Here is a 26,532-nt window from a genome sequence, read left to right on the forward strand (position 1 = left end):
GAATGCCACGGGTCGCGGTCTAGGGCGCAGATGACGAGAACTCGCGCAGGAAAGTGCAGAATGTCCGGGCACGTAGCCCGCGAAGTGCCGCTGGTCAAACACAGGGGCCTTGGTGCACGGGTGCCGCGCCGGTCACGCCGCCGCCGACCAGCCCGCGTCGCAGACCTAGACGCCCAGCTGGCCAGACTCGAAGTCCGTCGGCGCAGTCGTCCTGCCGCCGCGTGAATGACGAGAACTCGCGCAGAAAAAGTCCGATGGTCCGGGCACGCAGCCGGGCTCGAAGGCCAAGGTCGAGGAGCGCACGCGCCAGCTACTCCGTTCACGGGCATGGCCAGACGCCGGCAGTTGCTTGGCGTTCAGCGAGGCAGTCGATGGAGGGCGTGTCTCCGGTCAGCAGGTGACCGACGCAAAAGGCGCCCTTGCGCTTGTCGCGAACTGATGACCTGAGGATTGACTAGCCCGGGATCGCCGCTCACGCGACACGGGGGGCGATGTTGGGGTTCAGATGAAACAGGTTCGTCGGGTCGTATTTTGTCTTGACCTCGATCAGCCGATCCAGGTTGTCGCCATAGGCCGACCGCGCCTTGACGTTGCTATCAGTGGCATTGAGGTTCGCGTACAGTCCGACCGAATAGGGCTCGAACCCTTTCCACGTCCGCTTTTGCCACGCCGTGCGCGCGGCCGCGTCCTTGGGATGCTCCCACGACGCGCGCACCACGAAGTTGTGGCTCGCGTCGCGCGAAGCGTAGGCCGTGGATGCGGCCGGACGACGCGCACTCGCTCCTCCCTGCTGCGTGAGGGAGATCTTGCCTAGCTCGGCGCCAGGTAGTGTGATGCTTTCGACTGCGTGGTCGAGCATGATGGGAACGAGTCTCGCAATCCGTCCACCCGACATGTAGTAACCATTGCCATGAGGTGAATCGCGATCGAACTCCGACTGCACCGCGGTCCACGGTTTTCGGGCGACGCTGTCGCGCACCGACTTGCCGAACTTTCGTATGGCGGCGACGTCTTTGCCGGCGCTCGCGTCATCGCCGCAGTGACAGAGAGTGAAATTGAGCTGCCGATGACCCGCGCCATCGCATTCGAGCACGGGGTCCATCCAGAGTTCGTCGCTGGCGGAATCGCAGTAGTCGGCGAATGCGTCGAGCACGCGGCGTGCCTGGTCGATTGGAAAGACGATGCCACCGGCGACTGCAGTGCGGCCGAACTCGCACGCGCGGAATTCGAACGAAGTCACTACGCCGAAGTTGCCGCCGCCGCCCTGGAGTGCCCAGAGCAGATCGGGATTCTCATCACTGCCGGCCCGCACCAATCGGCCGTCCGCAGTAACCAGGTCCGCGCCGACCATGCAGTCGACGGTCAGGCCAAACTTTCGCTGCAGCCGACCGACGCCACCACCGAGCGTGAGGCCCGCGACGCCGGTATGCGAGACGGTGCCTGCGGGCACTACGAGCCCGAAGGCCTGGGTTTCACGGTCCAGCGCACCTAGCAAGACACCAGGTTCGGCGCGAACGACGCGTGTCTGCGGATCGACCCGAACGCCTTGCATGGGGGCGAGGTCGATCATGATCCCGCCTTCACACACCGAGTAGCCGGGGAGGCTGTGGCCTCCACCCCGCACCGCGACCAGCAGGTCGTGGCGCGCGGCAAACTGCACCGCACCGATCACATCTGCGGCACCGGTGCAGCGCGCGATCACCGCCGGGTGACGATCGAATGCGCCGTTCCAGACGCGCCGCACAACGTCGTAACTGTCGCTGTCGCGGGTGAGCACGGGTCCGCGCTGCTGGGCCTGGAACGCGACGATGTCTGCTGCCCTGAGAATGACTGCACCGCCCGTCCGCGAGACGGCTGGCACGTCGGCGGATTGCGCCGCGCGTGCAAAACGCGAATGCGCAAGGCCGGATGCAACCATGAGCGCTACAGAACTGGAAAGGAAGTCTCGCCTTCTCATATCGCTCTCCATCGGTCACCGTCGATGCTGCGTAGTCCGCGCGTCGAAACGGTAAGAAACGATCCACAGCATTAGCGGTGCGGAGGGACAGGAGGGGCGTAACCAGCGCTTCCCGGGCACCCGGCATTGACAAGGGGCAGATTGATTAGAACCCACCGCAGCGAGGATGAAAACAAGAAAAGCTCTTCGAGAGCAGCGCGACACGCCGATACACGCTCAAGGCGCAGGCACACCTCAGGCGCTTGCGCGCGAGCGATGACGGTTCGCAGACGGCGCACGGGGCGCGTCGGTGCCGGCACGATGAACGTTCGATCCGGCGTTGACACGCCCGCCCCGAGGATCCCGGAACTCGGCGTAGATCCGATTGCGAGGGCACTTTAACGAAGACGCTGTATCGGTGATCGTCTTAAGCGGTGTTCCGGACGGGTACGGCGAGCGAGATGGCAGAGGGAGGCGGCGTGAACGGTCCCGTGCCCGGGTCGCCGGAGCACAGAAGACGCCGGAATCTTGCAAACGGGACTCCGCGCGTGGGCTGGAATTGGCCCACTCGGGGGAGAAACAGGGGAGGGGACGCGGGAACGGAGCTGGGCTGTATCAGCTAACTCACTGACAGTAAATAACTTAGAATGGTGGAGGCGGCGGGAGTCGAACCGGTTGACCCTCCATCGTGCAACTCATTGCAGGCGCGCGACTTCTGGTGTTAACCCCTGCAATTGCCGCAGTTAAGCCATTCTCCCCGAGTTCACTGCCGTCCCCTGGAATCCTCTGGAAGCCTCCCCAGTCGTGGAGTATTGGCGGAGGCGGTGGGCACAGTGTCCCGCGTCCAGAATCCCTGGGACAGTTCGGCCGGCGTTGACAACTGAACCCCGGGTTGCCTGGATGGAGTCTTTGTCACGCTTGGCAACCGGCCGGGGGCGTCCAGGCAATCCCGCGACGAAGCGCCGGTGCCTAGGGCCGAATCACCTTCCCGACGAAGCACTCCGCCCGGAAGCGGAAGCCATCGTGACCGGCAAAACGTCCGAGGACGAAGGATCCTACCGGCCAGTGAGTGCGCCGCCCCCGACCGATCGTCCGTTCGTAGGGATTTACGAGCCGTTACGCCAAACAGGCCCCACTTACGAGCGGCGTGCTTCTTGACAGGCCGCTGTAGCGTCCACCTGCGGCGCGCCGGATTCTAGCAGTGCCGCAGCTGCGCTGGCGATTTCGTCAACACCGGCATTTACTCTCCCGTTAGACCGATGGAGAATATCGGAAATCAAAAGCTCTGGTCCTACTTCGACGACGCTGCGAGGCGCGTCCTGCAGCCAATCTTGCGATCCGAAGCGCGGCCGGGCACTGCGTCACGACGTACTTCGAGCTTGCCAAGAAGGTCGATTACCGAACAACGAAGGGGAACGGCCTTCTCAAGGCGAGCGCATTCAGACTTGCGAAGGAAAATTGCCGACGGGAGGATTCTTGAGCGCAGGTTCCAGGTTCTCAAGCTTGCCGGACCGAGTAACCTGTGCGCGGCTTTCTGTCTGTTCACTTCATGAGCGACGACGTCACACCTGAGACCCGCGTCTGCATCGCTTGTGGCCGGCCGCTGCGACTGGACGCTCCGGAGGGGTTGTGCCCGGTCTGTTTGCTCAGCCTCGGCAGTGGCAGTGTCGGCGATCCCTCAATTCCGACCCTCGCGCCAGGTCCGTCGTCGGACGAAACTGACGAGACGTCCACGCGACTCCATCCAGGAGACATCTGGGGCGACTACCGCATCGGGCGGCTGCTCGGCCGTGGCGGCATGGGCGAGGTGTACGAGGCCGAACAGTTGCAGACGGGCAGACGTCTGGCGCTGAAGGTTTTACGCAGCCGGTTGCACCGGCCCGACGATCGCGCGCGCTTTCTCCGTGAGGGTCAGCTCGCCGCATCCGTCAGCCATCCACACACGGTGTACATCTTTGGGAGCGAGGAGATTGCCGGCACGCCGGTCATCACCATGGAGCTCCTCACCGGGGGGACGCTGAAGGATAAGGTCGCCGTGGAGGGCCCGCTGGCCCCTGCGGACGCCGCCGCGGCGGTGCTCGATGTTGTTGGCGGGCTGGACGCCGCACACGCCGCGGGCATTCTGCATCGCGACGTGAAGCCTTCGAACTGCTTCATCGACCACGAGGGCCTGGTCAAGATCGGCGACTTCGGGCTCTCGATCTCAACACTGAGTCGAGACGTGCGTTTCGAGCTGGAGGGAGGTGGATTTCAAGGCACGCCTCAATTCGCCGCACCGGAGCAGCTGCGCGGCGAGCCACTCGATCTGCGGGCCGACATCTACGCGGTCGGCGCCACGCTCTACTATCTCCTGACGGGGCGACCGCCCTTCGAAGCCACCGACCTGCGCGATCTGATCAGCCGCGTCGTCCAGGAACCGGCCCCGTCGCCGCGTGATGTCCGCCCGGAGATTCCGCCCGGCCTCGCCGGACTCGTCCTGCAATGCTTGAGCAAGTGGCCATCGGCTCGCCCGCAGTCGTACGCGGTGCTGGCCGAGGCGCTCCGTCCGTACGCGTGTTCCAGCGCTGTGGCACCACGCCTCGGCGCCCGCGCATTGGCTGGTGTGGTCGACACCCTGATCATTGGCTTCCCGCTTGGGGTCATTAGCCTCGGGCTCCGGGGTCTGGGCGCGCTTGATGCCGCAGAGGTCGTTCGCCCTCCTTCGTTGCTGGCCCTGGCCCCAATGGCCAGCCTTGTCTACTATCTGATGCTCGAGGGCACGGCGGGGGCCTCGCTGGGCAAGCGCTTGTTTGGCCTGCGGGTTGTCTCCGCGTCCGGTCCGCCGTCGTTTCGTCGCGTGTTGATGCGGACGCTGGTCTTCGTGCTGCCGGGCTTGACGCTGACCGCCGTTATCCTATGGCGAGGGACACCGCCCAACATCCCACCCAACCTCGTGCGACCCGCCAGCGCGCTACTGTTTGCGGCGCTCTTGTTCATCCCGGCCCGGCGCAAAAATGCATGGCGCGCGTTCCACGAACTCGCCAGTGGCACGCGAGTCGTGTCACGGCCGCGGCCGGATCGTCGGCGTGTGCGGGCGCCGCAACTCGCTGCGGCACTTCGCGAGCCTGAACGCCGCGCGCACCTTGGTCCATTCGTCGTCCTCGCCGATGTGGGCGCGACGGATCGTGGCACCCTGATGCTCGCGGTCGATCCGATCCTGCGTCGCAACGTCTGGATTCATCAGCGGCCACTCGGCGACCCGCCGACGAGCGCGAGGCGGCGCGATGTCTCGCGGATCGGGCGGCTGCACTGGCTCGCTGCGCAACCCAGCCCCACTGACCACTGGGATGCTTTCGAAGCGCCGCCAGGACGACCGCTGGTCGCCGCTCGCGAGCCCGCCGACTGGCCGACGCTGAGAGGGTGGCTGATGGATCTGGCCAACGAGCTCGTCGCTGCGGAAGGCGACGGGACGCTACCGGAGGTCAGCCTCGCGCAAATCTGGCTGCGGGACGACGGCCATGTTGTGCTGCTCGATTTTCATCATCCTATGGTCCGCCACGCCGAGCACCACACCGGAACGATCGCGCCTGGGCCGGCCAGTCTCCTGGCCGCTCTCTCCGTCCACGCGATGTCGCTGACGCCAGGTGTCGGGGGGTTCCCGCTGTCCCTGCGAACCCTGACCGACGAGTGGCGGCACAGCACCGCGGCGGGCGCGGAAAAGGCGCGCGAGCAACTGGTCGCCCTCTCGGGCACGTTGGACCGCGTCACGCGCGCCCGTCGTGCACTGCCAATGGCCTTGTTCTTGGTGCCCCTCCTGGCCATGATGGGTGCCTGCGTGGTCGCCGTGCCGGCGATACACCGCATGCGGACGGCGGAACACGCGAATATGTTGCAGTGGTTGGACATGCTCATCACCCCGACGCCCGACAGCCGGCTGGTTGATCCGGACCTTTACCAAGAGGCCGAACACTACGTCGCCGACCGCTTCCGTTCGAGCTTGAGCGACGAAACGTTCTGGCGCACCTTCACGCCTCAACGGGAACGTCAGGCCCTTCGGCATGATGCCGCGCGGCGCCTCCTGGCGCGATACCCCGCCGACGCCAGCCACGTCATCGCGCGCTCGGCACGACTGGCGCCGGAGATCGAACGAGCAGACCAGGCCAGCCGGCAGATCGCGGACGGGGCCGAGGGGTTCGTGTCGTTGGTGGTCAGTACTCTGGTGGCGCTTATCACGGCACTGGTAATGATCTTTCACATCGTCTCGTCGCTGGTGATCCCAGGCGGTGTCGTCACCCGATTCAACGGGTTGGCCGTCGTCACGGCCGATGGTCGTGGGGTGAGTCGGGCGCGCTCGCTGGCTCGCGCGCTCCTGGCGTGGTCGCCCGCCGCGCTCTGGTTTATCGGGCTGGCCGCGTCGCAGAGAAGCCCGGACAGCATCCCCCTCCCGTCCTCGCCGATGGTCGGCCTCGTGTTGACGTATCTGCTCCTGGCCGCCGGCGCCATCGCCACCCTCGTGCACCCTCAGCAAGGACCCCACGATCGGCTGGCCAGGACCTGGGTCATTCCGCGGTAAGTCGACGTGGTGAGGTCCTTCCAGACCACGCGGTGGAGTCTCGTCCTCGCGGCGGGCGGCGACACGTCGCCGGCGGCGCGGGCCGCCCTCGCGAGCTTGTGTGAACTCTACTGGTATCCGCTGTATGCCTATGTCCGCCGGCGCGGCCGCAGTCCCGACGACGCCAGCGACGTGACCCAAGCGTTCTTTACCGCACTCCTAGAGCGGCACGACTTCGACCAGTTGAGCCCCGAGCGGGGGCGCTTTCGCGCGTTCCTGCTCGCGTCTCTCAAGCATTTCCTCGCGAACGATTTCGCCCGTCGTCGGGCGCAGAAGCGGGGCGGCGGCGCCGCGCCGGTCTCGTTGCCGCTTGATCATGCAGAAGAGCGCTATGCGCGAGAGCCGGCCGACGCGACGACGCCAGAGATGCTGTATGAGCGCCGCTGGGCGCTCATCGTGATCGAGCGAGTGCTGTCCACGCTTCGCCACGAATGGCGGCGGCAGCAGCGGGAACAGGAATTCGAGGCGCTCCGCAGTTGTCTGCTCGGCACGGCGCCGCCCGGTGGGTACGCCGCGACAGCCGCGGCACTGGCCATGTCGGAGGGGGCGGTGAAAACGGCGGTCCATCGGTTGCGGCGTCGGTTCCGGACGCAGCTGCGACAGAACATCGCGGAGACCGTCTCGGAACCCAGCGAGGTTGAGGAAGAGATCCGCTATCTCATTCGGACGCTGGCCCTGTAACCTTTTTTGTCATTTCCGTCTGATCGGTGCATGAGCCACACCCAAGGCACCTTTCCCCCGCCATGGCAGCCCCTTTGTCAACGCAGGAGGAAGACCCCAGGGGCAGTCGCATTCATCGCCTTCTCCACGGTAACGCGGACGGGGACGAAGCAGGCGTTACGAACTTGTGAGCCGGCCAGTGACGGCGGGTCCGCTTCTGCCGCGAGGACAGGACGTAGCGCCACTACGGTCAAGGCCCGTATCGCGCTTGTAGCCGGACGTCTCTGTGCCGCCGCTGTGGTGATTCCCATGGCGGTTGAAGGCTCGAGCACCATCGCCTGCGCGGCGCCCGCGCCTCTCGCGGTCGCTACCTTCATCGCGAACGCCGGCATCCACGAGCGAATGCCTGCGCGCTCGCTGCTCTACATCCGGGAACGCGCTTGTGCACAGCACGGTGGAAAGCAGGACCTCAGACCCGGTGTGCCGGTCATTCACGACAACACACTTGCGGCCGTCAACCCGTCCTCTCCGATCCTGCTCGTACCCGCCACAGATGCCAAGACGGCGCCGCCGTCGGGCGGCGTAGCGCTCGCTACGGGACGTGACCTGCCTTCCAATCTCGTTGCGCCGCACACTCTCGAGCCCCAGCTGGCGAGGATGTGGAAGCAATCGCGCACGTTCCGGCGACAGTGCGCCCGCATCAATGCCGCACCGGGCCTCGTGGTTCGGGTCCTCACTGCTGCCGCGGTGAGCCAGTCCGGCGACCGAGCGGCGACGCACCTCCAGCGTAGTGCCACCGGGCTCGAAGCCGTCGTGAACATCACTGGCCGTGCGGCGGCGAGCGACTTCATCGAAATCATCGCCCACGAGTTCGAGCACATCGTCGAACAACTGGATGGGGTGGATCTGGCTCGATTCGCTCGCCTGGCGCCCGGTACCGTCTGGGCGACCGGTACCCAGCAGTTCGAGACGGAACGTGCCACTCACACCGGCCGGTTGGTCGCGGCGGAGGTTGAAGGCCGCGCGCGTTAGGGGATTTCTATGCGCACTTCCTGGACTCGCATGTTGGCAGGGGCCGCCTCCGGTCTGCTCCTCGCAGCTCCGGAGACGCAGGGAGCAGACTCGTGCCCACTCACCGCGATTCCGCAAGGTTCCAGTGCCTCCGAGTTCGGCCCTCCCAGCATCAGCGCCGACGGACGCTTTTTGGCCTTCGCGTCGCGCACTCGCCTGGTCACGTTGGCGACGGGTACCGGAAGCGAGATCTACGTGCTCGATCTGATGACGCAGACGCTGACCGTAGAGAGCCCTCTGCCTAGCGATTCTCTTTTGAGCAGCGACAGCCGCGCTCCTAGCATCAGCAGCGATGGCCGGTTCCTCGTGTTCGAATGGGTCGGAACGTCTCGTGGCGGAAGCGCTCCACCTGAGCATAAGCAAATCATGCTGCGCGATCGTCGAGTCGGGACGATACGAATGCTCAGCGTGAACGGCAGCGCGGTGCCCGGCGACCAGTCCAGTAGTAATGCTGTCCTCAGCGCTGACGGGCGTGTCGTCGCCTTCGAATCGCTCGCGACGAATCTGGTGCCAGGCACCGACGTGAACGGGGCCGATCGCGACATCTACATTGCTGTTCTTGCCACGGGCGCGATCACACGCGCGAGTCTCGATACCAGCGGTCTTCAGCGGGAGGGGCCGAGCTTCGCGCCGGCCGTCAGTGCTGACGGTCGGTACGTGGCGTTCACGTCCGATGCGAGGCTGGACGAGGCTTCTGCGCTGGGAGACGCGCGGACGGACCGGCCACACACCGGCAGGCATCACGTGTTCGTGCGCGATCTGGCGCGTGGGATCACGCGGCGAGTGAGTCGCCGACCGGATGGGAGCGAACCCAACGGAGCAAGCTTCCTCCCCTCGATCAACAGCGATGGCCGCTGGCTGGCATTCGTATCGAACGCGACCGATCTCGCCGCTGGCGATACGAAAGACGTTTCGAATATCTTTCTCCATGACCTCGAGGCGTCCACGACGACGCTTGTCAGCCGCGGCGTCGACGGCGCCGCGAGCGATGGCGCAAGCACGCGGCCCGTGCTCTCGGGGAGCGGACACTTGGTGGCCTTCGAGTCCGTCGCGTCCAACTTGGTATGCGGAAAGCGATGCCGCCCGCTCGACCTGGACATCAACCTCTTGACCGATGTGTTCGTCTTCGATCGAGATGAGCGGTCGATCGTACGCCTCAGTTCCGACTCGCACAGCGGCTGGATGGAGGCGAGTGGGTCGCCAGCGCTCGACGCAAGCGGACGCGTTGCGGCGTTCTCATCGCGTCATCCGATAGCCGATCACGATACCCGCAACGACTTCGACTTGTTCGTCGTGACGCCTTGTGGTGACGGCACGACAGTCCAACGGTGACGTTTGTCATGACAAGCGGAGGGCGATCCGGAAGCGCCACTCTCCCGAACACGGTTGAACCTTGGATCGACAGCGGCGTTGGTGCATCGCGAGCCGTCTGCACGGGCGTTCAGAGCGGCGTTGGTGCATGGTTGCTGCGGCCCTCCCGTCAGTGGGTCGGCGAGTTGGAGCCGGTGGCGTGCCGACCGCCTACACCGCATGATCGTGCGATGAAGTCGCGCGTGCATCCCACGTACAAGACAACACTATCGTGTGGCGAACTGGCGGTTGTATGAACGCGCCCTCGTCATTCGAGGCGACGTGACGTTGTGGCTCTCCCCGGAGGCTATGGCCGCGTGGGGAGTTCCGCCGTGCGGTCGACCGGGCGGGCAGCGGCGGTTCTCAGATGTGGCGATTGAGACCGCCATGACCCTCCGGCTCGTGTTCCGTTTGCCACTGCGCAGACCGAGGGCTTCGTCCGGTCGATCCTGACGTGATGCGCGCGAGTCTCGATGCGCCGGACCACTCGGCGCTCTCGCGACGGGGTCAGTTGCTGGATGTCGCGCTGCACGACATCCCGACCACTGGACCACTGTATCTCATCGTCGACAGTACGGGACACTCTGTTGTTGGCGAAGGGGAGTGGGCGGCCGCGACAAACGGCGGACGTGGCACGCGAGGCTGGAAGAAACTCCATCTGGGTGTCGATCGCTTCGGCGCGATCGTCGGCCATGCACTGACGGACGCGACGGTCGATGACGCGACCGTGGGCATTGGCCTGATCGTAGCGGCTTCTGGTCACGTCGTCAGTGTCACGGCGGACTCGGCCTACGACACCGTCGCCTTCTATGAGGCCGTCGAGTGCGCGACGCGCGCGGTGCCGCCAACTAGGACGGCGAAAGTGTCGCGCCGCGGACCGCGCTCGAATGCGCGCGATCGCGTGATCACCGACGTGGAAAGGCTCGGACGGCGCGAGTGGAAGAAGGCCTCTGGCTACGATCGGCAGGCCCGTGTGGAGAATGCCTTCTTCCGCTACATGTCCGTCATTAGCGATGGCGTTCGCGCCCGCAGTGTACGTGGCCGGGAGGTCGAGGCGAGGCTTGCGTGCCGCGTCCTGAACCGGATGACGGCGCTTGGCAGGCCGGGGAGTCGGCTGCGAGCAGTAGGTGACGAGCCCGCGCGTTGGGAGAACTGCGAGTCCGGTGTCGAGCCATGCACCAACGCCGAACATCGCGGAGACCGTCTCGGAACCCAGCGAGGTTGAGGAAGAGATCCGCTATCTCATTCGGACGCTGGCCCTGTAACCTTTCTTGTCATTTCCGTCTGATCGGTGCATGAGCCACACCCAAGGCACCTTTCCCACCCATGCGCATGGCAGCCCCTTTTGTCGACGCGGGAGGAAGACCCCAGGGGCAGTGGAATGGGGAGCGGGCGACTCGTGGCTATGTGCCCCTAGTCAATGAATCAGTTGTTGCGGCCTTTCGGTCGTGAGGTCGGAGGTTTCATAGGCGACGCGCGCTCACGAAGACCGCCAACAGTGGCGACTTCTTCGAAGGTTTGTTGCGTCCCCTGGAGGTTTCGATGGAAAAGCGATTGCTGTTCTTCGCGTACCCGGTGTTGCTGATCGCGGCGTGCACGACCAGTACGACGCCCACTGCACCGACATCGGCGCCAAATGCCGGAAGCGGAGCGCTCGCGCATGTGGGGCATGGCGGGACCGCCGCGGGCACGGCCAGCGCCGATGACCCCAATTCGGCCGCTCACGACGACAAGGGGTACATTGACGGCTGGTTCAATGGCGAGGACGTGCGGCTTTACTATACGAAGTCTTTTTTCTGTGACCCGCTGTCGGCGACCACGACCGTCCCATGCGAGCTTGGGGGGCCGCCGGACACGGCGCCCCGCCCAGGGCCGATCCCGACAATCTACGCCATCGCTGCCGCACCGACGATCGCGAATCTGGTCGATCCGACAACTCTCGCCTGCCGCGCCGGCACACCGTGTCTCAATCACCCGTTGATGATCGATCTGTCGCGTATCGGCGGCAGTTCAACCGCGGGACCCGCGGCACACAATCACATCCTGACCTCGCGCGGGGGTGGCTGGTTCCATACGGTGAACATCCGCGTGTTCTCGCTTGCCGCCTGGAACGAGATCGCAGCGGCCAAGACATTGGCCAAAGTCCGTGAGCTGCAGGGTCATCCCAGCGTAGGCACGCCCGGGGTGATCAGCGCCGATACGCCGACCAACATCTTCTTCTTCATTGCCGGGCTGCGGCCTGAGGGGGAGTAAGGGGCGCGTCCGTAAATATGGCCCCGTCACGGCGACCTACCTCCTGGACGAGCCCGTGCAGTCTGGGCGTCTGCGTCGTTATCAAGAGTGACTCGTTCTCTCGTACCGCCGTCGAACGCCGGCTCAACGCCTGTCCGCCCGTGTGGGCTGCTGGGGATCGTGCGTGCTCCTCCACGGGCCGCGTGCGACGCGCACAGACAGGAGCATCCCCGTGGTCAACAGCCAAGGGCCCGATCCTGACCGCTTGTGCGAAAGCGGCGCGATGTTTCGACGCGCGGCGGTCACCTGCGTGCGCGTAACGGCACATGGTACCGGCATTCTCGCCACGTGCCTGTGCGCCCTCCTGGCGGCGAACTGCGACCGTTCACCGACCGCTCCGGATGGCTCCGGAGCCCAGGTCCGCGGTATCGTGATGGACAGAGTCGGCCGCCCGCTCGGGGGCGCGCTCATCGCCGCCCTCGACGGTCCTCAAGCTGGGACGACACATCTCACGGACGAGACGGGCAAATTCGAGCTGACAGGAGGACCTGCAGGCTCGGTGACTGTTCGCGTGAGCCGAGACGGTTTCACCGCCCGCACGCAGGTCATATCGTGGGAGCCGACCAACAGCAGCCAGCGCTCGTACATTCCCGTATGGCTGGATAGCCTCGAGTCACCTAAGGGGCTAGAGCCGGGCGAATACACACTCACCCTCACCATCGACCTTGCGGCGGCACGCGGCTTCAACTCGAAGGCCCCCTGCGCGGGGTTCCCCGAAGAGTTCGCATCGCGGAGCTATGCCGTGACCATTACGCCGACCCCATACTCCGCCGCGTACAACTGGTTGGTGCGTTCTGATTACCACGCGCTCCTGGGGCACGACCTATTCGTGTTCGCGGTGGCGGGCCAGTTCGTCGGGTTGGGTTTCGAAGAGCCATTCACGGAGGAGCTGCCAGGCCTCCGCCACGTCAGGATTGGCGGGTCGGATCGAGGGACAGTGGCGGCCGCGACCACCATCGGCTCGACGGTGTCGGTCTCCTATGAAGGGAGCTTCGAGTACTGCCAGACCAAGTCGTACGGCAGCCGCAACTGCTGGCACGAACCGGCAGACCAGGTAGTGGCCTACCACGCATGCTGGTCGGACCGCGCCACGATGACATTTAAGAAGCGATGATGCTTGCAGTTGACCTAGGCGGCGCCGGCTGCCGCACGACGCCAAGCTGTGCCCATCGACATTCTGTACGTTTCCGCGCGAGTTGTCGTCGCGACCGGAGACGCCCATAGGTGTATGCGCGGCAATCGGCAGGGTAGCGGATGATGCGTCGCATGCCGACGAGGCGCTGCCCACAGCAACGCGGCGTTGGTGCATGGCTGCGGACCCTCCCGTAGTGGGGCGGCTGTTGGAACCGCTGGCAGGCCGGCGCTCCGCGGCGGCATGATCGTGCGATGAAGTCGCGCGTCCATCCCACGTACAAGACGCAAGATCGGGTGGGGCATTGGCGGTTGTACGAACGCGCCCTGGTCAGTCGGGGCGACGTGACGCACGTAGCCGGGTTCACGAACATCGACATCCGTCGGAAGGAGGCGATTTTGATCCTCACACGTAGGCGACTCCTCACGCTCGCCGGCGGCATACCGACCAGCCAAGGGCTATCGGCGTTTGTTCCCACGGCGAGCGCTCGTCAGACCGTGAGCCCCGTGCCGCAAGACGATCCGTCGACCCTGCGGCGTATCGCTCGTGTCATCCAGGAGTATGACGACCAAGGTGATCACCGCACCGGCACCGACACCGATTACCGTTCGGCCCAGTGGCTCGCGAAGCACGCGGCACTCGCGGGTCATCGCGCCACGCTCGAGTCATTCCGCCTTATGCGAGTGGACCCGGGACCGTCCTATGTCCAGGCCGGCGAGCGACGCGTCGACGGCTTGCCGATGTTCGACGGCGCATTCACGAGCGAGCGCGGCGTCGTGGGGCGCCTCGGCGTTGCCGGTGGTGCGACGGAGATTGGGCTGTTCGTGGCGAACCTCATGGCCATCGCGGCCGAAGCGGCGCCGATCGAAGAACTCCGCCGGTCCAACAGGCACAAAGCGCTGATTGTCGTAACCAGGGCAGCACGGCCCGGGCTCTGCCCCATCAACGCGCGGTATTTTTCCCAACCCTTCGGGCCCCCCGTGTTGCAGGTCGGCAGCGAAGAAGAGGAGTGGTTGACCCAAGCCGCCAGCCGACAACAGGAGATCACACTGGTCGTGCAGGCGACCCGCACCGCGGCAGAAGCGTCGAACGTCGTGGCGCAAGTCAAAGGAACCGAGGCGGACCTGCCGCCGCTCGTCGTCTTCACCCCTCGGAGCAGTTGGTGGAACAGCGCAGCAGAGCGCGGAGGCGGGCTCGCGTGCTGGCTCGAAGCGATGCGAGCCGTCAGAGTGGGCGGACAGACTCGCAGCGTACTCTTTCTGGCGACCAGTGGACACGAGTTGGGCCACCTCGGCTTGGAACAGTTCCTCGCCCGGAGGGCACGTATCGGGAAGCAGGCGTTTGCATGGATGCTGTTCGGCGCGAACATCGGTGCGGCGCACGGCGCCCAACGGATGTCGCGGCTGCAGGCGTCGGATGATGAACTTGAGCGGCTGGCCGACGAAGCGATGACGCGTGCGGGTACCAAGGTCGACGGGAAGCTCCCGCGAGGCGCGGTGCCCAACGGCGAGGTGCGCAACATTCACGAACGGGGTGGACGCTATCTTTCCCTGGGTGGAACGAATCCCTACTTCCATAACCCAGGCGACCGTTGGCCGTTGACAGTGGACATCAAGGCGGTCGAGCGATACTCAAAGGCATTCGCCGATCTCATCACGGTGCTCGCGCAGCGGAAGCAACCATCGGCGGGTGCCGTTTGACGCTTGGCCGGAATCCTCGAGGCGGCTCACAAGACGCAGTATCGGGTGGGGAATTGGCGGGTGTACGAGCGCGCGCTCGTCGGTCGGGACGACGTGACCCTGTGGCTCTCGCCACCCGCCAGGGCCGCGGGGGGCGTGCCGCCGTCAATGGCCTTCGCGCCCGCAGTCGAGGTGGTCGGGACGTCGAGGCGACCCTCGCCTGTCGTGTTCTGAATCGGATGACCGCGCTTGGGAGGCCCGAGTCGTCGGTGATCACTCGTGACGAAATCCGGGAATTGGGCGAACTGCGAGTCCAGTGTTGAGCCACGCAACAACGCCGACCATGACGTCGCCGACCGGGGATGCCAGCGGACAGCGGGCAGCGCGTGCGCTGACGGGCGCGCTATGCGACGACCGGCGGACGAAGAGGTGGCCGATGTATAGCCGACGTAATCTACTCCGTCTGACTGGTGGCGTCATCGTCGGCGCTGCAATGAAGCCGACGACCGTCGTGAACGCTCAGCAAACACCCACCGGTCAGGGACTCGTCATTGGACAGCCGGAAGCTGCACGGGTTGGGCAGGACGTGCTCGACGCTGGAGGCAATGCCGTGGATGCCGCCGTCGCGGCAGGGCTTGCGGCTGGCGTCGCCGCGATTGGCGCCTGCGGCATTGGCGGGTATGGCGGTCACGTGGTCATCGCGCTGGGCGGGAAAGTGACCGCCATCGACTTCGATACCGCGGCGCCGCACGCAGCTCGCCCCGACATGTTCCCACTTGATGAAAACGGCGCGGTTCGCGACGGCCGAAATGTGCGCGGATGGCTGTCGGCAGGCGTGCCGGGAACGCTGGCGGGATTGTACCTGGCCGCGGATCGTTACGCGACGCTACCGTTCAGCACGCTGCTAGAACCCCTGCTGAGATCCGTACCCCCAGTTGTCCGCCTGCAGGCCCACCGATCGGTGAGCTGCGACAGGTGTCCGGCACTCACGGCGACGGTGTGAACACCACGACTCGATGCCCGCGTCGCCGCTGTCGCCTGAATGACGAGAACTCGCGCGCAGAATGTCTGGGCACGTAGCCCCGTGGTGCGCCGGCGCGGGCCATTCAAGAGTTGGTGGGTCACCAGGACCTGTCGACCACCCAGCGCTACATGCACCTGAGCCCGGCGGCGCTCGACGCCGCCATCCGGCTCCTCGACGGCCCGGGGGGCGTCACTGGAGGGCCGGCCGTGTCCGCCATTCGAGTGTTGGCGGAGGCGGCGGAAAAAAGAAGGCTGAATTTGAGAAAAACCTAAGCAAAAGTGGTGGAGGCGGCGGGCGTCGAACCGGTTCACCCGCCATTCCGCAAGTCATTGTAGGCGCGCGACTTCTGGTGTTAACCCCTGCGTAGACAGCATTTAGGCCCGTGCTCTCCCGTACACCCCAGTCCTCCGATTTCCGCCTGACTACTCCCGAGTCGTGGAGGAATACAAGAGGTGGCGCGACCGGGCTCCCGCCGCCGGTCGGCGGTCGTTCTTCTGCGGCGCTCCACGCTCGCACCGTCCAGTCCGGCAACGCACTCTTTGTCCAGTTCGGTGTGGAGAACGACAGGCCCCTCTCGGCCTGCTGACCCGTTGAGACACAGGCGTACACGAAACGGTTCGGCGGCATGGTCGCGGTAGTCGTTCCCGTGGATCTTCCCGTGCTGGTTGACGAGAACTCGCGCGAGTGCGGAATGTCCGTGGACACAGCCCTGCAGATTGTCCGTGCACGCAGCCAGGTCCGGAGTCCAACAGCCCCAACGGTATCATTCCGGTAGGATCAACCTTCGAATGAGGACGTGATGCAGACACACTCAGTGGTCGCGCTCCTGGTGGTCGTCGTATTCTCGAAGGCCGCGGCACTTGCCACTTCAGTCCCCCATGTCGTCGCTAGTTCCATCCAGGCGGCCGCCGCCAAAGTGAAGGAAGACTTCTCGACTCCGCGCGCCGCTGTCGAGACGTTCTTCGCGGCAGCAGCTGCCCGCGATGTCGACTTGCTCAGCCGATGCTTCACCGACGGTCCGAAGGAGTTCGAGCCGCTGCGCAAGAAGCAGGTCCCCGAGCGCGAGCTCGAGGGCTTCTCCCAGGAGTTCGGCGTCGGCAAGGTCGTCAGCGTGGAGCAAGGCGAGCAGGCGGCGTACGTCATGGTGAAACTCAAGAGCCGCGACGAGAAGATCGAGATGAGGAAGGTGGGGAACGCCTGGAAGATCTCCGATTTCTGACGAGCCAGTCCCGATCGAGGCACGAGCACCCCCACCGCTACATCCACAGCGCGCACTAGGGCAACGACGTCGCGTTCGACCCGGCGAAGATCCACTGAGCGTCAGTCTCCAGTAACGATCGGTCCGAAAGTCGCCAAGCAGGTCAAGGAACCTGGAGGGTGCGATGAGCAAGAAGAACATACCCTGCCGCGTATTGATCATTGTCGCGGTTTTGTTCATCTCCGCCCCGGCAACCGGCGCCGGTGTTCCCGCGAAGGGCACCGAAATTCTCTGGGACCACTACGGCATCCCGCACATCTTCGCGCCAGACCATCCCAGCCTCTTCTACGCCTATGGCTACGCCCAAATGGAAGCGCACTCCGAGTTGTTGTTGCGCCTGTACGCGCAGGCTCGCGGCCGCAGCGCGGAGTTCTATGGCGACCAACGGCCCCGCAACACTCGCGCCGGAGAATCGTTTCTCGAATCCGACCGCTGGGTGCGCACGAATGGCATACCCGAACGAGCCAAAATATGGGCGTCCGAGCAGAGCCCGGAGTTTGCGCCGCTTCTGCGCGCGTTCGTGGCGGGATTGAATGCCTGGGCGAGTGAGCATCCCGATCTCCGGCCATGCGGGCCATCGTATCCACCTTTGCGAAGGTGTCCACGCGATCGGATCAAGCCCAGGCGCCATCGCGGGAGTGGCGGCGCAGGAGCTTGTCCGGAACCGCCGACGCCGTCCTATACCCGCGAACCTTGGATGGCGAGAACTCGCGCGCGAGATGGTGGAATGTCGTTGGAGACAGCAGCGCTTCGTAGCAGTGCTCCGATCGACGGCCGTCCTGCGCCTACACGAATGCGCGTCAGTTGACCATGCCTACCGCAGCCGCGAGGCGATGGCGCCCGGAGTGGAGGTGGCCGGGAGGGCGAGCGAACCTTGCGTGTCGCGTCCTGAACCGGATGGCGGATCGTGGCGGGCCCGAGTCGCGTGCGATCAACACGGTGACGAGGCCCCGAGTCGGGAGAATACGAATACAGTGTCGGGGATGATCCGAAGGCGCCGGACGGTTGGCAGAAAGCGATCGCGTTTTCTGAAGGCATGTTCGGGAAATGATCTTCTGGGACAGCCATGGTGAGGTATGGATGGTACGCAAGCTGATCCTGCGTGTTGCCGTCACGTCAAGCGTCTGCGCGCTGGCGGCCACCGGCGCGATGACCCAGACGACGACGGACACAGTCGGACTTGTCGGAGTAAACGTCGTCGACGTCGAGTCCGGTGGTGTACGGCGCAATCAGACCATTGTCGTTTCAGCGGCCACCGGTCGAATCGTTGAGATTGCCGCCGGCGCGGTGCCGAAGGTTCAACCCTCTCGGACCGTCGACGCCACCGGAAGGTTTGTCATTCCCGGCCTGTGGGACATGCACGTTCACACGCTCGAACCGAATCGCGAGAACTATCTGGCGAAGTTCATCGCCAATGGCGTTACGGGCGTGCGCGATATGGGCACACAACTGTCGAACCTGGCTCTCGCGAACGCGTGGCGGCGGGAAGCTGGCGAACGCAAACGTCTGGGACCACGCATCTACGCCAGCGGTCCCGCCCTTGGCACCCCAAGGCGGGAGAGAGCCTTGCCGGTTGGTTCCTCGGCCGAGGCTCGCGCTGCGGTCGTGACGTTGAAGAGTCACGGTGCCGATTTCGTAAAGGTGTATTCGCTGCTGTCGCGTCCGGCATTCCTCAGCGTCGTCGATGAAGCGAAGAAGCAGGGGCTGGACGTGGTCGGCCATGTGCCGGTGTGGGTGACGGCGGCGGAAGCCTCCGATGCTGGTCAAAAGAGCATGGAGCACTTGTACGGACTCCTGGAATCCTGCTCCACGCGTGAAAGCGACGTTCGAAAGGAAGTTGAACGCGCGGCTGCGAATCCAGACACGTCGGAAGCGTGGGGTGCCGTCGTTCGCACCACCGATCGGCTGTATGGCACACAGGCACAGGACCAGACGTACAGCGCTGAGAAATGCCGAGCCTTGTTTGCCCGCTTCGTCCGAAATCGCACGTGGCACTGCCCGACGCTTGTGCTGCGCCGTGCCTTCGCTCTCCGAGACGATGCTGTCTTCACCGACGATCCACGAATGAAGTCGCTGCCGCCATCGGTGATAGAGGCTTGGCGGAACCCGCAGGCGGACGCGCGCAATCGCGGGCTCACCGCCGACGAACTGCGCGATCGACGTACTCGATTGGCCAAGGAGTCGGAATTGACCGGGTCGATGCATCGTGCTGGCGTCGGCATTCTCGCCGGGACTGACTTGGGAAATCCTTACCTCTATCCAGGTTCGAGCTTGCACGACGAACTGGTCCTGCTGGTCCGTGCTGGGCTCAGCACGCGTGACGCGCTGCGGACCGCAACGTTGAACCCGGCGCGATTCCTTGCGCTTTCCGATAGTTTTGGAACCGTGGTACAGGGAAAAGTCGCTGATCTCGTTGTGCTCGATGGCAATCCACTTGATGACATCGCGAATACGCAACGGATTGTTGGCGTGGTCGCGAACGGTCGCTACCTGGCGCGTACGGAGTTGGATACCCTGCAGTTACCGGTCCGGTAATCGAAGCGTGCCGCCAAGGGGGAAGCGAAGCATGACGTTCGTGTTCACTGTCGACACGTGGCTTCCGGCGACGTCGCAATCGTCAGGATGAACCGGCGATGAGCCGCGTGCTCGCGGTAGACCTCGGCGGTACGAGCGGACGCGTCCGGCGTGGAAAGTGCAGAATGTCCCGGGCACGTAGCCCGGCTGATAACGACGCGTGGAATGCGCACCAATGCCGCGTTCCGCTCTTCCTCGCGCTGTCCCACAGCGAAGAGCCTTGCTGCAGAGCGGTGGATCGGCCGTCAAGACGCTGCGCACGCGCGTCGCGAGGGCCCCGGCCGGCCGCGATCGCTTGGGCCCCGCTCCGCGCGCGTCGAGCGGGGGTAGCTGCAGGCCCGCGCTGAGCCGTTTGAGTTAGGCCTTCAGAAGCCCTCGGACGACTTGACCTGCTCGATGAATCCGAGAGCGAACGCCGTATCGATCCGGTAGTGCTGCGCGACAGTCGAGACGGTGTTCATCAATCCGCCGACGGGGCCCACCACGATGGCTACCGCAGTCTCGCTGCCGCTGGCAGGGTCTACCCAGAAGATGGGACCGCCTGAATCGCCGAAATAGGCGCCCGAACTTCCGGACGGGCCGTGCTGCTGAGCCATCACGAACTTCTCCCCGAGGTTGACAGGACGCGGGTACGCGACCTCCCGAACCCCGAAGATGCGTACGCGTGTGTGTGGTGTCGGCTCCGTGATGTCGTCGCCGAAGCCGACGACCCGGAACTCCGACCCGCGAAAGCCACTGGCGCCGAGCGCGTCAAGCAAGCCCTGGTGAGGTAGCGTGATCGGATCCGGCAGATCCGCGGCATCGCCGGCGTGCAGGACGACAACCCCGATGTCGTCGAAACCGGGGAGGGCGCCGAGGGCAGTCGTAGGAAGCTGCCCGAGCTGCCAGTGGAGCGCACCCATGTCGACGGGGATGGCGATGCCAGGATCCTGGTGCAGGTTGCTGCTGAACGAGACGACCGCCACAGGGTTGAGGCCCTCAGCGCCAAGGGCCGCGACCAGATTCATGAGCGGCTCGATACAGTGACCCGCGGTGAGGAAGAGCGCCCGGTTGCCGCTCTTCGCGATGACGCTGCCGGAACAGACTGGGAACACACCAGCAGGCACGGCCGGGCCAAGGGAGAACACCGGGTCGAACTTGACAAACAGCGCGCCGACGTTGGGATGGTTGTTTCCGTCAGGGACGCCCCAGACGATCGCGTGAGACACCCCGACCCACAACGAGACGCAGACAGGAACGACGAGACGAACAACGGCAGTTTTCTTGATTCCCATGATCGGCTTTCCGTGGCTTCGGCACCACTATTGGTTACCTAGCTTGGCTAAGCTAGGGCTCGCCCGAGAAGACCGGCAGTAACGTGATGACCCGGCGGACTGCCCGTCGGAGACGCAAGACCGCAGACATCTCGAGGAATCCGACCATGACCATCACGACCATCACCCGACCCGCGTGGCAGGTCGATGTGCTCCGGGTGCTCCTGGTACAGGCGATCACTCGCGGGTCTGGCGTGCGTCGAGAGGCCCTGCGCCGCGAGTCACGAACCTCGACGCTGATTCGCCCGGCACTCGTGCTGCGCTGAACAACGTCCTGTTCGTCTCATCGATCCTGCACACACCAGACTGGAACGGCTGAGGTGCAGGAATTCAAATGCGCCACCCACGGGTGTATCTCGGCCGGGTCAAGGCGATACAGAGTTGGGGGCGACTCGGAATCGTGTATGAGGCTCGGGAACCATGTATCCGTCAACGCGACCGTCGTTCCGGCGGCCATGAGGCCTGGGTCGAGGTCGGTAGTCCAAGCCGCGCAATTCGCCGGCCTGGTGCCAAAAACAAATGGCGTGCTCCCACCCCCCGTGCGAATCCAACCGCGCTGGCCCGCGGGAGGTCCCTCGCCAGAATCTGGGAGCGTCCGGCCGAGCTGGGTGTCGTATTTCAGGGTGGTGACATCGAAGATCTCCCACAGGCTCGCCATGTGAAATCCGGCTGTGCACGCATTCAGTGCGTGTTCACCCCGAAACGCATCCTGGGTGACATAGAAGCGGCGCGGTTGTACTTCGTTGCGAACTTGGGCGACCTCTGCGCGCAGCTGTTGCAGCAACTCGATCGCTCCTTGCGATTGGGCCAGGGTTGGCTCGGGCAGACCGACGATCGCAACGATCAGCAACGCACGCCACGAGAGTTCCTTCGCCATTGCAGCCTCCTGCAGAGGGACCGACTCCTGTCCTGTGCCTTCTCACTTCGGGAAAACACCATTCACGAAGAAACAGGACCATCGACAGGACCAGATGGTCCTTTCTGGTCGTACCCTGTAGCGACTACGTACGATCGACCACTTCAGGTCGACGTGCGGATTGAACGAATGGCGCGCAGCGTCTTGCGCCCGACTCATCAGTCGTTGACGCGCCGCACAATGGAGGTCGAGATCGGGGATGGAGCCATGAGCGACGACCGTTCCCGCACCGAGGTCACTCGCCTGCTGGCGGCGGTCCGCGCCGGCGACCGCTTGGCGCTCGACGAGTTGTATGCGCTCGTCTACCAGGAACTACGCCTGCTGGCGCACCGGCAACGGAAGCGTTGGGAGCAGACAGGCACGCTCAACACGACGGCGCTCGTGCACGAGGCGTACCTCAAACTGGTGCATCAGCCGCGCCTCGCCGTGTCGACGCCTGAACATTTCCTTGCGCTTGCCGCGACCGCGATTCGACACATCATCAGCAACCATGCGCGCGACCGCCGGACCCGGAAGCGTGGCGGCGACGTATGCACCGTCGCGCTGACCACGCTTCGCGCAGAGCCTCGCGGCTTGCTGCCCGTTTCGGACGGTTCACTCGACCTCCTGATCGCGATTGACGACGCGCTCGACCGCCTGGACCGCATCAGTCCTCGTCAGCGGGGTATCGTCGAGTGCCGGTTCTACGGCGGCATGACGACCGAGGAGACAGCAGCGGCACTGGGCATTTCAGCGACAACCGTGAAGCGCGACTGGGTGCTGGCGCAGACATGGCTGTACCGTGAACTCCGGGATCGTGTGTGAGTCGCGATGGATCAGGCCGATGCGGAGCGTCTCGCCGAGTTGTTCGGGCATGCGATAACCTTGCCCGAGGCCGATCGCCGACGGTATGCCGCGGAGGTGTGCCGCGACGACCCGGACGTCTGTGCCGAGCTGGTGTCGCTGCTGTCGGCGTACGAACACGCTCCTGACGACTATCTCGAGCACCTTGCACAAGCATTGCGGCTTGGTGATCCGTTGGATCTCGAACCGGGAACCCTGCTCGGCCCGTACCGCATCGAGTCGCTGATTGGCGCCGGCGGTATGGGGCGCGTCTACAGCGCGACGGACATCCGGCTGGGTCGCTCGGTAGCGGTCAAGGTCCTGTCCACGACGCTCGCCGACAATGCGCACTTTCATGCGCGCTTCTATCGCGAGGCGCAGACCATCGCCTCGCTGACCCATCCCAACATCTGCATCTTGCACGACATCGGTCAGCACGCCGGTCTGGATTTTCTCGTGATGGAGCGCCTGGAAGGCCCCACTCTCGCCACGCGACTCGAGAGTGGCTCGTTACCTCTCGGGCAGGCTCTTGCCATCGCCATCGAAATCGCAGACGCCCTCACCGCTGCACATCGCCTCCGGATCGTGCATCGAGATCTGAAGCCGGCCAACATCATGCTCACCAGGACCGGCTCGAAATTGCTCGACTTCGGCCTCGCCAAGGCCGCAGCACCGCGACTCGGAGCAACGACGCCGACCGAGGTGTCGAGTCTCACGACCGAAGGCGCCATCGTGGGGACCTTCCAGTACATGGCGCCCGAACAATTGGAAGGAAACGAAGCCGACCCGCGAACGGACATCTTTGCCCTTGGCGCGGTCCTCTACGAGATGCTGACCGGCAAGAAGACCTTCGAGGGGCAGAGTCACGCGAGCCTAATTGCCGCTATTCTCCATAGCGAACCCGCGGCGGTCTCTGCAAGTCAACCACTTGCGCCGCCGGCGTTGGACCGCATCGTTTCGCGGTGCCTTGCCAAGACTCCTGACAATCGGTGGCAGGACGCACGGGACCTCGTCCTCGAGCTGCAATGGATTGCCGATGCCCGATCCGCGCTCGTGCCGCCAGTTCCAGGGCGACCGGACGAGAGACTGTCGAGCCGTGTTGGGTCCCCACCGCGGGCACTGCTCGTTCTCGCGCTGTGTGCCGTGACAGGCATACTTGCCTTCCTGATTGGCTTGCGGCAGACGACGTTGCTCTCGCCGCATGTTACGCGGTTGACCTTCGACCGCGGCACGGTTCGCGAGGCGCGTTTCACGCCTGACGGAAAGACTGTGCTGTATGGCGCGGCATGGCGTGGCGAACCCATCCGGATCTTCCAGACGCGCATCGGCAGTATCGAATCCAGCACGCTTCAGGTCCCCGACGCCGAGGTGCTGGCGGTTTCATCCACCGGTGAGTTGGCGATCTCGATCGGGCACCGCTTTCGCAGTTGGATCGGTGAGGGCACGCTTGCCCGTGCACCACTCGTGGGTGGTACGTTTCGTGAGTTGGCCGAACACGTGAGGGCCGCCGACTGGTCTCCTGATGGCGCCGAACTGGCTATCGTGCGGAGAGTGAACGGCAGGGATCGGCTGGAGTATCCGATCGGCAACGCGCTTCACGAGACCACGGGGTACATCAGCCACCTGCGCGTGTCACCGTCAGGCGATGCCGTGGCCTACCACGACCACCAGGTGTTCGGCGACAATCGCGGCCGCATCAGCATCGTGACGCGACGCGGCGAACGTCGGCACTTGACGCAGGAGTGGGCGGCGGAGGACGGCCTGGCGTGGTCGCGTGACGGTCGCGAGGTGTGGTTTGCTGCCAGCGACGCCGGACGGAACGTCCTGTTTGCAGTGACCCTCGACGGCCGCTTGCGGCGGACGTGGGCCGCTCCTGCCGACCTGACGATTCTCGACATCGGACCGGAAGGTCAGGTGCTCGCGACAGCGAACACGATTCGGACCGACATCAACTGGTGGGGTACGGCTCGAGACGAGGAGCGGGACATCTCCTGGTACGCCTGGTCGTACGCGAAAGACGTGACACCGGACGGCCGGATGATCCTGCTCACGCGGTTCGGCGAAGAGTCCGGCCACGATTACAAGATTGGAATCCGCCGTATCGACACGCCGACTGCCGTGCTGCTCGGCAATGGGACCGGGAGTCTCTTCTCCCCTGATGCCAGGTGGGTCATCGGCATGACGCAGAGCGAGCCGAGCCTGTTCCTATTGCCCACCGGGGCGGGGGAGCGGCGGACGCTGACGGCTGCGGGATTCAGCTACATTACCGCCGGTTGGTTCCCTGACGGAAGACGTGTGATCTTTGCGGCCCGCCACAACGATTCGGCGCCCTCTGCGTACCTGCAGGACATCGACGGAAGTGCGCCGGTACGGCTGCCACAGCCGATTCCACAGTTGCGGAGCGATTGGGCCATCCGCGTGTCACCCGACGGGTCGAAGTTCTTCGGAGCACAAACCTCGGGCCCGCCCGTCATTATCCCGACTGGCGCTGGCGGCCAGCCCCGCGTTCTGCACGAAGTGTCGGCTGAAGACCTGCCGGTGTCCTGGACGGCCGATGGCCGCGGCATTCTGCTGGTGAGGCAATCCACGGACCCGATGACCGCCGTGATCGCACGATTCGATCTCGCGTCCGGTGTGATCGAGAACCTGAGGGAGACAAGGATTGCTGATCGGAGTGGCGGCCGGAGTCTCAGTTGCATCGCAACACCCACGGCTGCGAACGTTGTCTGCAATGTCGGTCGGTATCTGACAGACCTGTACCTTGTCGAGCACCTGAAGTGACGCCGTGCGGCGACGCGACAGTCGACGACCCGGCTTGGCCATCGATCTGGTCGGGTGCGGCGGCCGGCGACGTCGCCAGCGTCACCGGGGATGAGGCCTCTGACACGGTGGCGTTCTATGAGGCCGCGAGGGCGTGTGACGCGAGGGTGGTGGGGCGTTGGTGCATGGCTATGGACCGTCAGGTGTGGGTCCTTGGAGCCGCCGGCATGTCGGCGGCCCACGGCGGCATGATCGTGCGATGAGGTCACGCGTGCATCCCATGTACAAGACGCACTATCGGGTGGGGAATTGGCGGGTGTACGAGGGCGCCCTCGTCCGGCGGGGCGACGTGACGCTGTGGTTTTCCCCAAACGCCAGGGCCGCGTGGGGCGTTCGGCCCTCCGGCCGACCGGGCGGGCAGCAGCGGTTCTCGGATCTGGCGATCGAGACGGCCCTGACGCTCCGCGTGTTCCACTTCCCCTGCGTCAGACGGAGGGCTTTGTCCGGTCGATCCTGACCGTGATACACGCCAGTCTCGACGTCCCGGACCACACGACGCTCTCCCGCCGGAGTCGATGGCTGGACGTCGCGGTGCACAACCTCTCGGCGAAGGAACCCCTGCACCTCATCGTCGACAGTACCGGGCTTTCAGTGTTTGGCGAAGGGGAGTGGGCGGCTGCGAAACACGGCGGACGTGGCACGCGGGGCGTAACCGTTCGACCAACACCGCCTTGACGACAGCCGCGGTCGGGCGCTTGACCCGATCGCGTGGACACCTTCGCAAAGGCGGATACGGTGGTCCGCATGGCCCGAGCCTCCGCCAACAGCTGTCGCGTCCTTGTAAGGAGTACGCGTTCGAGCGAGTTCTACAAGTAGCCGCGGTCCTTCTCTTGCTGGATCAGGGTGAGGGCTTGGGTCGTGCTGATCGCGGGAGCCGATACCCCCAGGGCGTCGATACCCCCAAATCGGACCGTACCCCCAGAAATACCCCCACGTTGTCGCAGATGACGGGAGGTCGACAGGGAAGGGAGGCCAGCGGAGCGCCGATCTGCTGGCGTTTGAGACAGAAGGCCCTGACGTCCATGGAGAACCATGGACGCCTATGGACAACTCTGGACGAATGGTGGAGGCGGCGGGAGTCGAACGGAGCAATT

General features: G+C 64.8%; 20 protein-coding genes and 1 pseudogene. 18 read left to right on the forward strand and 3 right to left on the reverse strand.

Annotated elements, in window-relative coordinates; genetic code table 11:
• Positions 1 to 472: 472 nt before the first annotated feature.
• Positions 473 to 1,969, reverse strand: a complete 1,497-nt coding sequence (locus LuPra_RS13520) for an FAD-binding oxidoreductase (RefSeq protein WP_110171239.1) — start codon at positions 1,967 to 1,969, stop codon at positions 473 to 475.
• A gap of 1,516 nt (positions 1,970 to 3,485) precedes the next feature.
• Here LuPra_RS13520 and LuPra_RS13525 point away from each other — a divergent pair.
• From LuPra_RS13525 to LuPra_RS13595, 14 genes are all read left to right on the forward strand, one after another.
• Positions 3,486 to 6,488 (forward strand): protein kinase domain-containing protein, encoded by a 3,003-nt coding sequence (locus LuPra_RS13525; RefSeq protein ID WP_110171240.1) that lies wholly within the window; start codon positions 3,486 to 3,488, stop codon positions 6,486 to 6,488.
• Between the two features lie 6 nt (positions 6,489 to 6,494).
• Entirely contained in the window at positions 6,495 to 7,208 is a 714-nt protein-coding gene (locus LuPra_RS13530) for an RNA polymerase sigma factor (protein WP_234800875.1), read from the forward strand.
• A 288-nt stretch (positions 7,209 to 7,496) separates the two neighbouring features.
• Positions 7,497 to 8,219, forward strand: a complete 723-nt coding sequence (locus tag LuPra_RS13535; RefSeq protein ID WP_110171241.1) for a hypothetical protein — start codon at positions 7,497 to 7,499, stop codon at positions 8,217 to 8,219.
• Between the two features lie 405 nt (positions 8,220 to 8,624).
• Positions 8,625 to 9,590 carry a TolB family protein gene (locus tag LuPra_RS13540; protein ID WP_157899142.1) on the forward strand — a complete coding sequence of 322 codons (966 nt, stop codon included), beginning with the start codon at positions 8,625 to 8,627 and terminating at the stop codon, positions 9,588 to 9,590.
• A 300-nt stretch (positions 9,591 to 9,890) separates the two neighbouring features.
• Entirely contained in the window at positions 9,891 to 10,061 is a 171-nt protein-coding gene (locus LuPra_RS34505; RefSeq protein ID WP_157899143.1) for a transposase, read from the forward strand.
• 4 nt (positions 10,062 to 10,065) lie between these two features.
• Positions 10,066 to 10,833: a transposase gene (locus LuPra_RS13550; protein WP_157899144.1), complete on the forward strand. Its 768-nt coding sequence runs from the start codon at positions 10,066 to 10,068 to the stop codon at positions 10,831 to 10,833.
• A 296-nt stretch (positions 10,834 to 11,129) separates the two neighbouring features.
• Positions 11,130 to 11,861 (forward strand): hypothetical protein, encoded by a 732-nt coding sequence (locus tag LuPra_RS13555; RefSeq protein ID WP_157899145.1) that lies wholly within the window; start codon positions 11,130 to 11,132, stop codon positions 11,859 to 11,861.
• Positions 11,862 to 12,123: 262 nt separating this feature from the next.
• Positions 12,124 to 13,014 (forward strand): carboxypeptidase-like regulatory domain-containing protein, encoded by an 891-nt coding sequence (locus LuPra_RS13560; RefSeq protein ID WP_257724531.1) that lies wholly within the window; start codon positions 12,124 to 12,126, stop codon positions 13,012 to 13,014.
• A 329-nt stretch (positions 13,015 to 13,343) separates the two neighbouring features.
• Positions 13,344 to 14,732 carry a zinc-binding metallopeptidase family protein gene (locus tag LuPra_RS13565; protein WP_157899147.1) on the forward strand — a complete coding sequence of 463 codons (1,389 nt, stop codon included), beginning with the start codon at positions 13,344 to 13,346 and terminating at the stop codon, positions 14,730 to 14,732.
• A 3-nt stretch (positions 14,733 to 14,735) separates the two neighbouring features.
• Positions 14,736 to 14,945: a hypothetical protein gene (locus LuPra_RS32570; RefSeq protein ID WP_110171248.1), complete on the forward strand. Its 210-nt coding sequence runs from the start codon at positions 14,736 to 14,738 to the stop codon at positions 14,943 to 14,945.
• A 202-nt stretch (positions 14,946 to 15,147) separates the two neighbouring features.
• A complete protein-coding gene (locus LuPra_RS13575; protein ID WP_157899148.1) occupies positions 15,148 to 15,714 on the forward strand; it encodes a gamma-glutamyltransferase in 567 nt (188 codons plus the stop codon).
• An 820-nt stretch (positions 15,715 to 16,534) separates the two neighbouring features.
• A complete protein-coding gene (locus LuPra_RS13585; protein WP_110171250.1) occupies positions 16,535 to 16,954 on the forward strand; it encodes a nuclear transport factor 2 family protein in 420 nt (139 codons plus the stop codon).
• A 163-nt stretch (positions 16,955 to 17,117) separates the two neighbouring features.
• The gene (locus tag LuPra_RS33700; RefSeq protein WP_110171251.1) at positions 17,118 to 17,801 is read left to right on the forward strand and encodes a penicillin acylase family protein; all 684 of its coding nucleotides are present in this window, start codon (positions 17,118 to 17,120) and stop codon (positions 17,799 to 17,801) included.
• Positions 17,802 to 18,040: 239 nt separating this feature from the next.
• Positions 18,041 to 19,528 carry an amidohydrolase family protein gene (locus LuPra_RS13595; RefSeq protein WP_110171252.1) on the forward strand — a complete coding sequence of 496 codons (1,488 nt, stop codon included), beginning with the start codon at positions 18,041 to 18,043 and terminating at the stop codon, positions 19,526 to 19,528.
• Positions 19,529 to 19,932: 404 nt separating this feature from the next.
• On the opposite strand, the gene LuPra_RS13600 is transcribed toward LuPra_RS13595, so the two are convergent.
• Positions 19,933 to 20,841, reverse strand: coding sequence for a hypothetical protein (locus LuPra_RS13600; protein WP_110171253.1), 909 nt, complete (start codon positions 20,839 to 20,841; stop codon positions 19,933 to 19,935).
• 146 nt (positions 20,842 to 20,987) lie between these two features.
• Here LuPra_RS13600 and LuPra_RS31905 point away from each other — a divergent pair, with 146 nt between their 5' ends.
• Positions 20,988 to 21,146 carry a hypothetical protein gene (locus LuPra_RS31905; RefSeq protein ID WP_157899149.1) on the forward strand — a complete coding sequence of 53 codons (159 nt, stop codon included), beginning with the start codon at positions 20,988 to 20,990 and terminating at the stop codon, positions 21,144 to 21,146.
• A 17-nt stretch (positions 21,147 to 21,163) separates the two neighbouring features.
• Here LuPra_RS31905 and LuPra_RS13605 read toward each other — a convergent pair whose 3' ends face one another.
• A complete protein-coding gene (locus tag LuPra_RS13605; protein WP_110171254.1) occupies positions 21,164 to 21,757 on the reverse strand; it encodes a hypothetical protein in 594 nt (197 codons plus the stop codon).
• 246 nt (positions 21,758 to 22,003) lie between these two features.
• On the opposite strand from LuPra_RS13605, the gene LuPra_RS13610 reads away from it, so the two are divergent.
• The 3 genes and pseudogenes from LuPra_RS13610 (at position 22,004) to LuPra_RS34510 (ending at position 26,113) form a co-directional block, all read left to right on the forward strand.
• A complete protein-coding gene (locus tag LuPra_RS13610) occupies positions 22,004 to 22,600 on the forward strand; it encodes an ECF-type sigma factor (protein ID WP_110174675.1) in 597 nt (198 codons plus the stop codon).
• A gap of 6 nt (positions 22,601 to 22,606) precedes the next feature.
• The gene (locus LuPra_RS13615) at positions 22,607 to 25,399 is read left to right on the forward strand and encodes a protein kinase domain-containing protein (protein ID WP_110171255.1); all 2,793 of its coding nucleotides are present in this window, start codon (positions 22,607 to 22,609) and stop codon (positions 25,397 to 25,399) included.
• 259 nt (positions 25,400 to 25,658) lie between these two features.
• Positions 25,659 to 26,113, forward strand: a pseudogene (locus tag LuPra_RS34510) (transposase).
• The last annotated feature ends 419 nt before the right edge of the window (positions 26,114 to 26,532 follow it).

It is taken from the genome of Luteitalea pratensis (assembly GCF_001618865.1).
Lineage (GTDB): Bacteria > Acidobacteriota > Vicinamibacteria > Vicinamibacterales > Vicinamibacteraceae > Luteitalea > Luteitalea pratensis.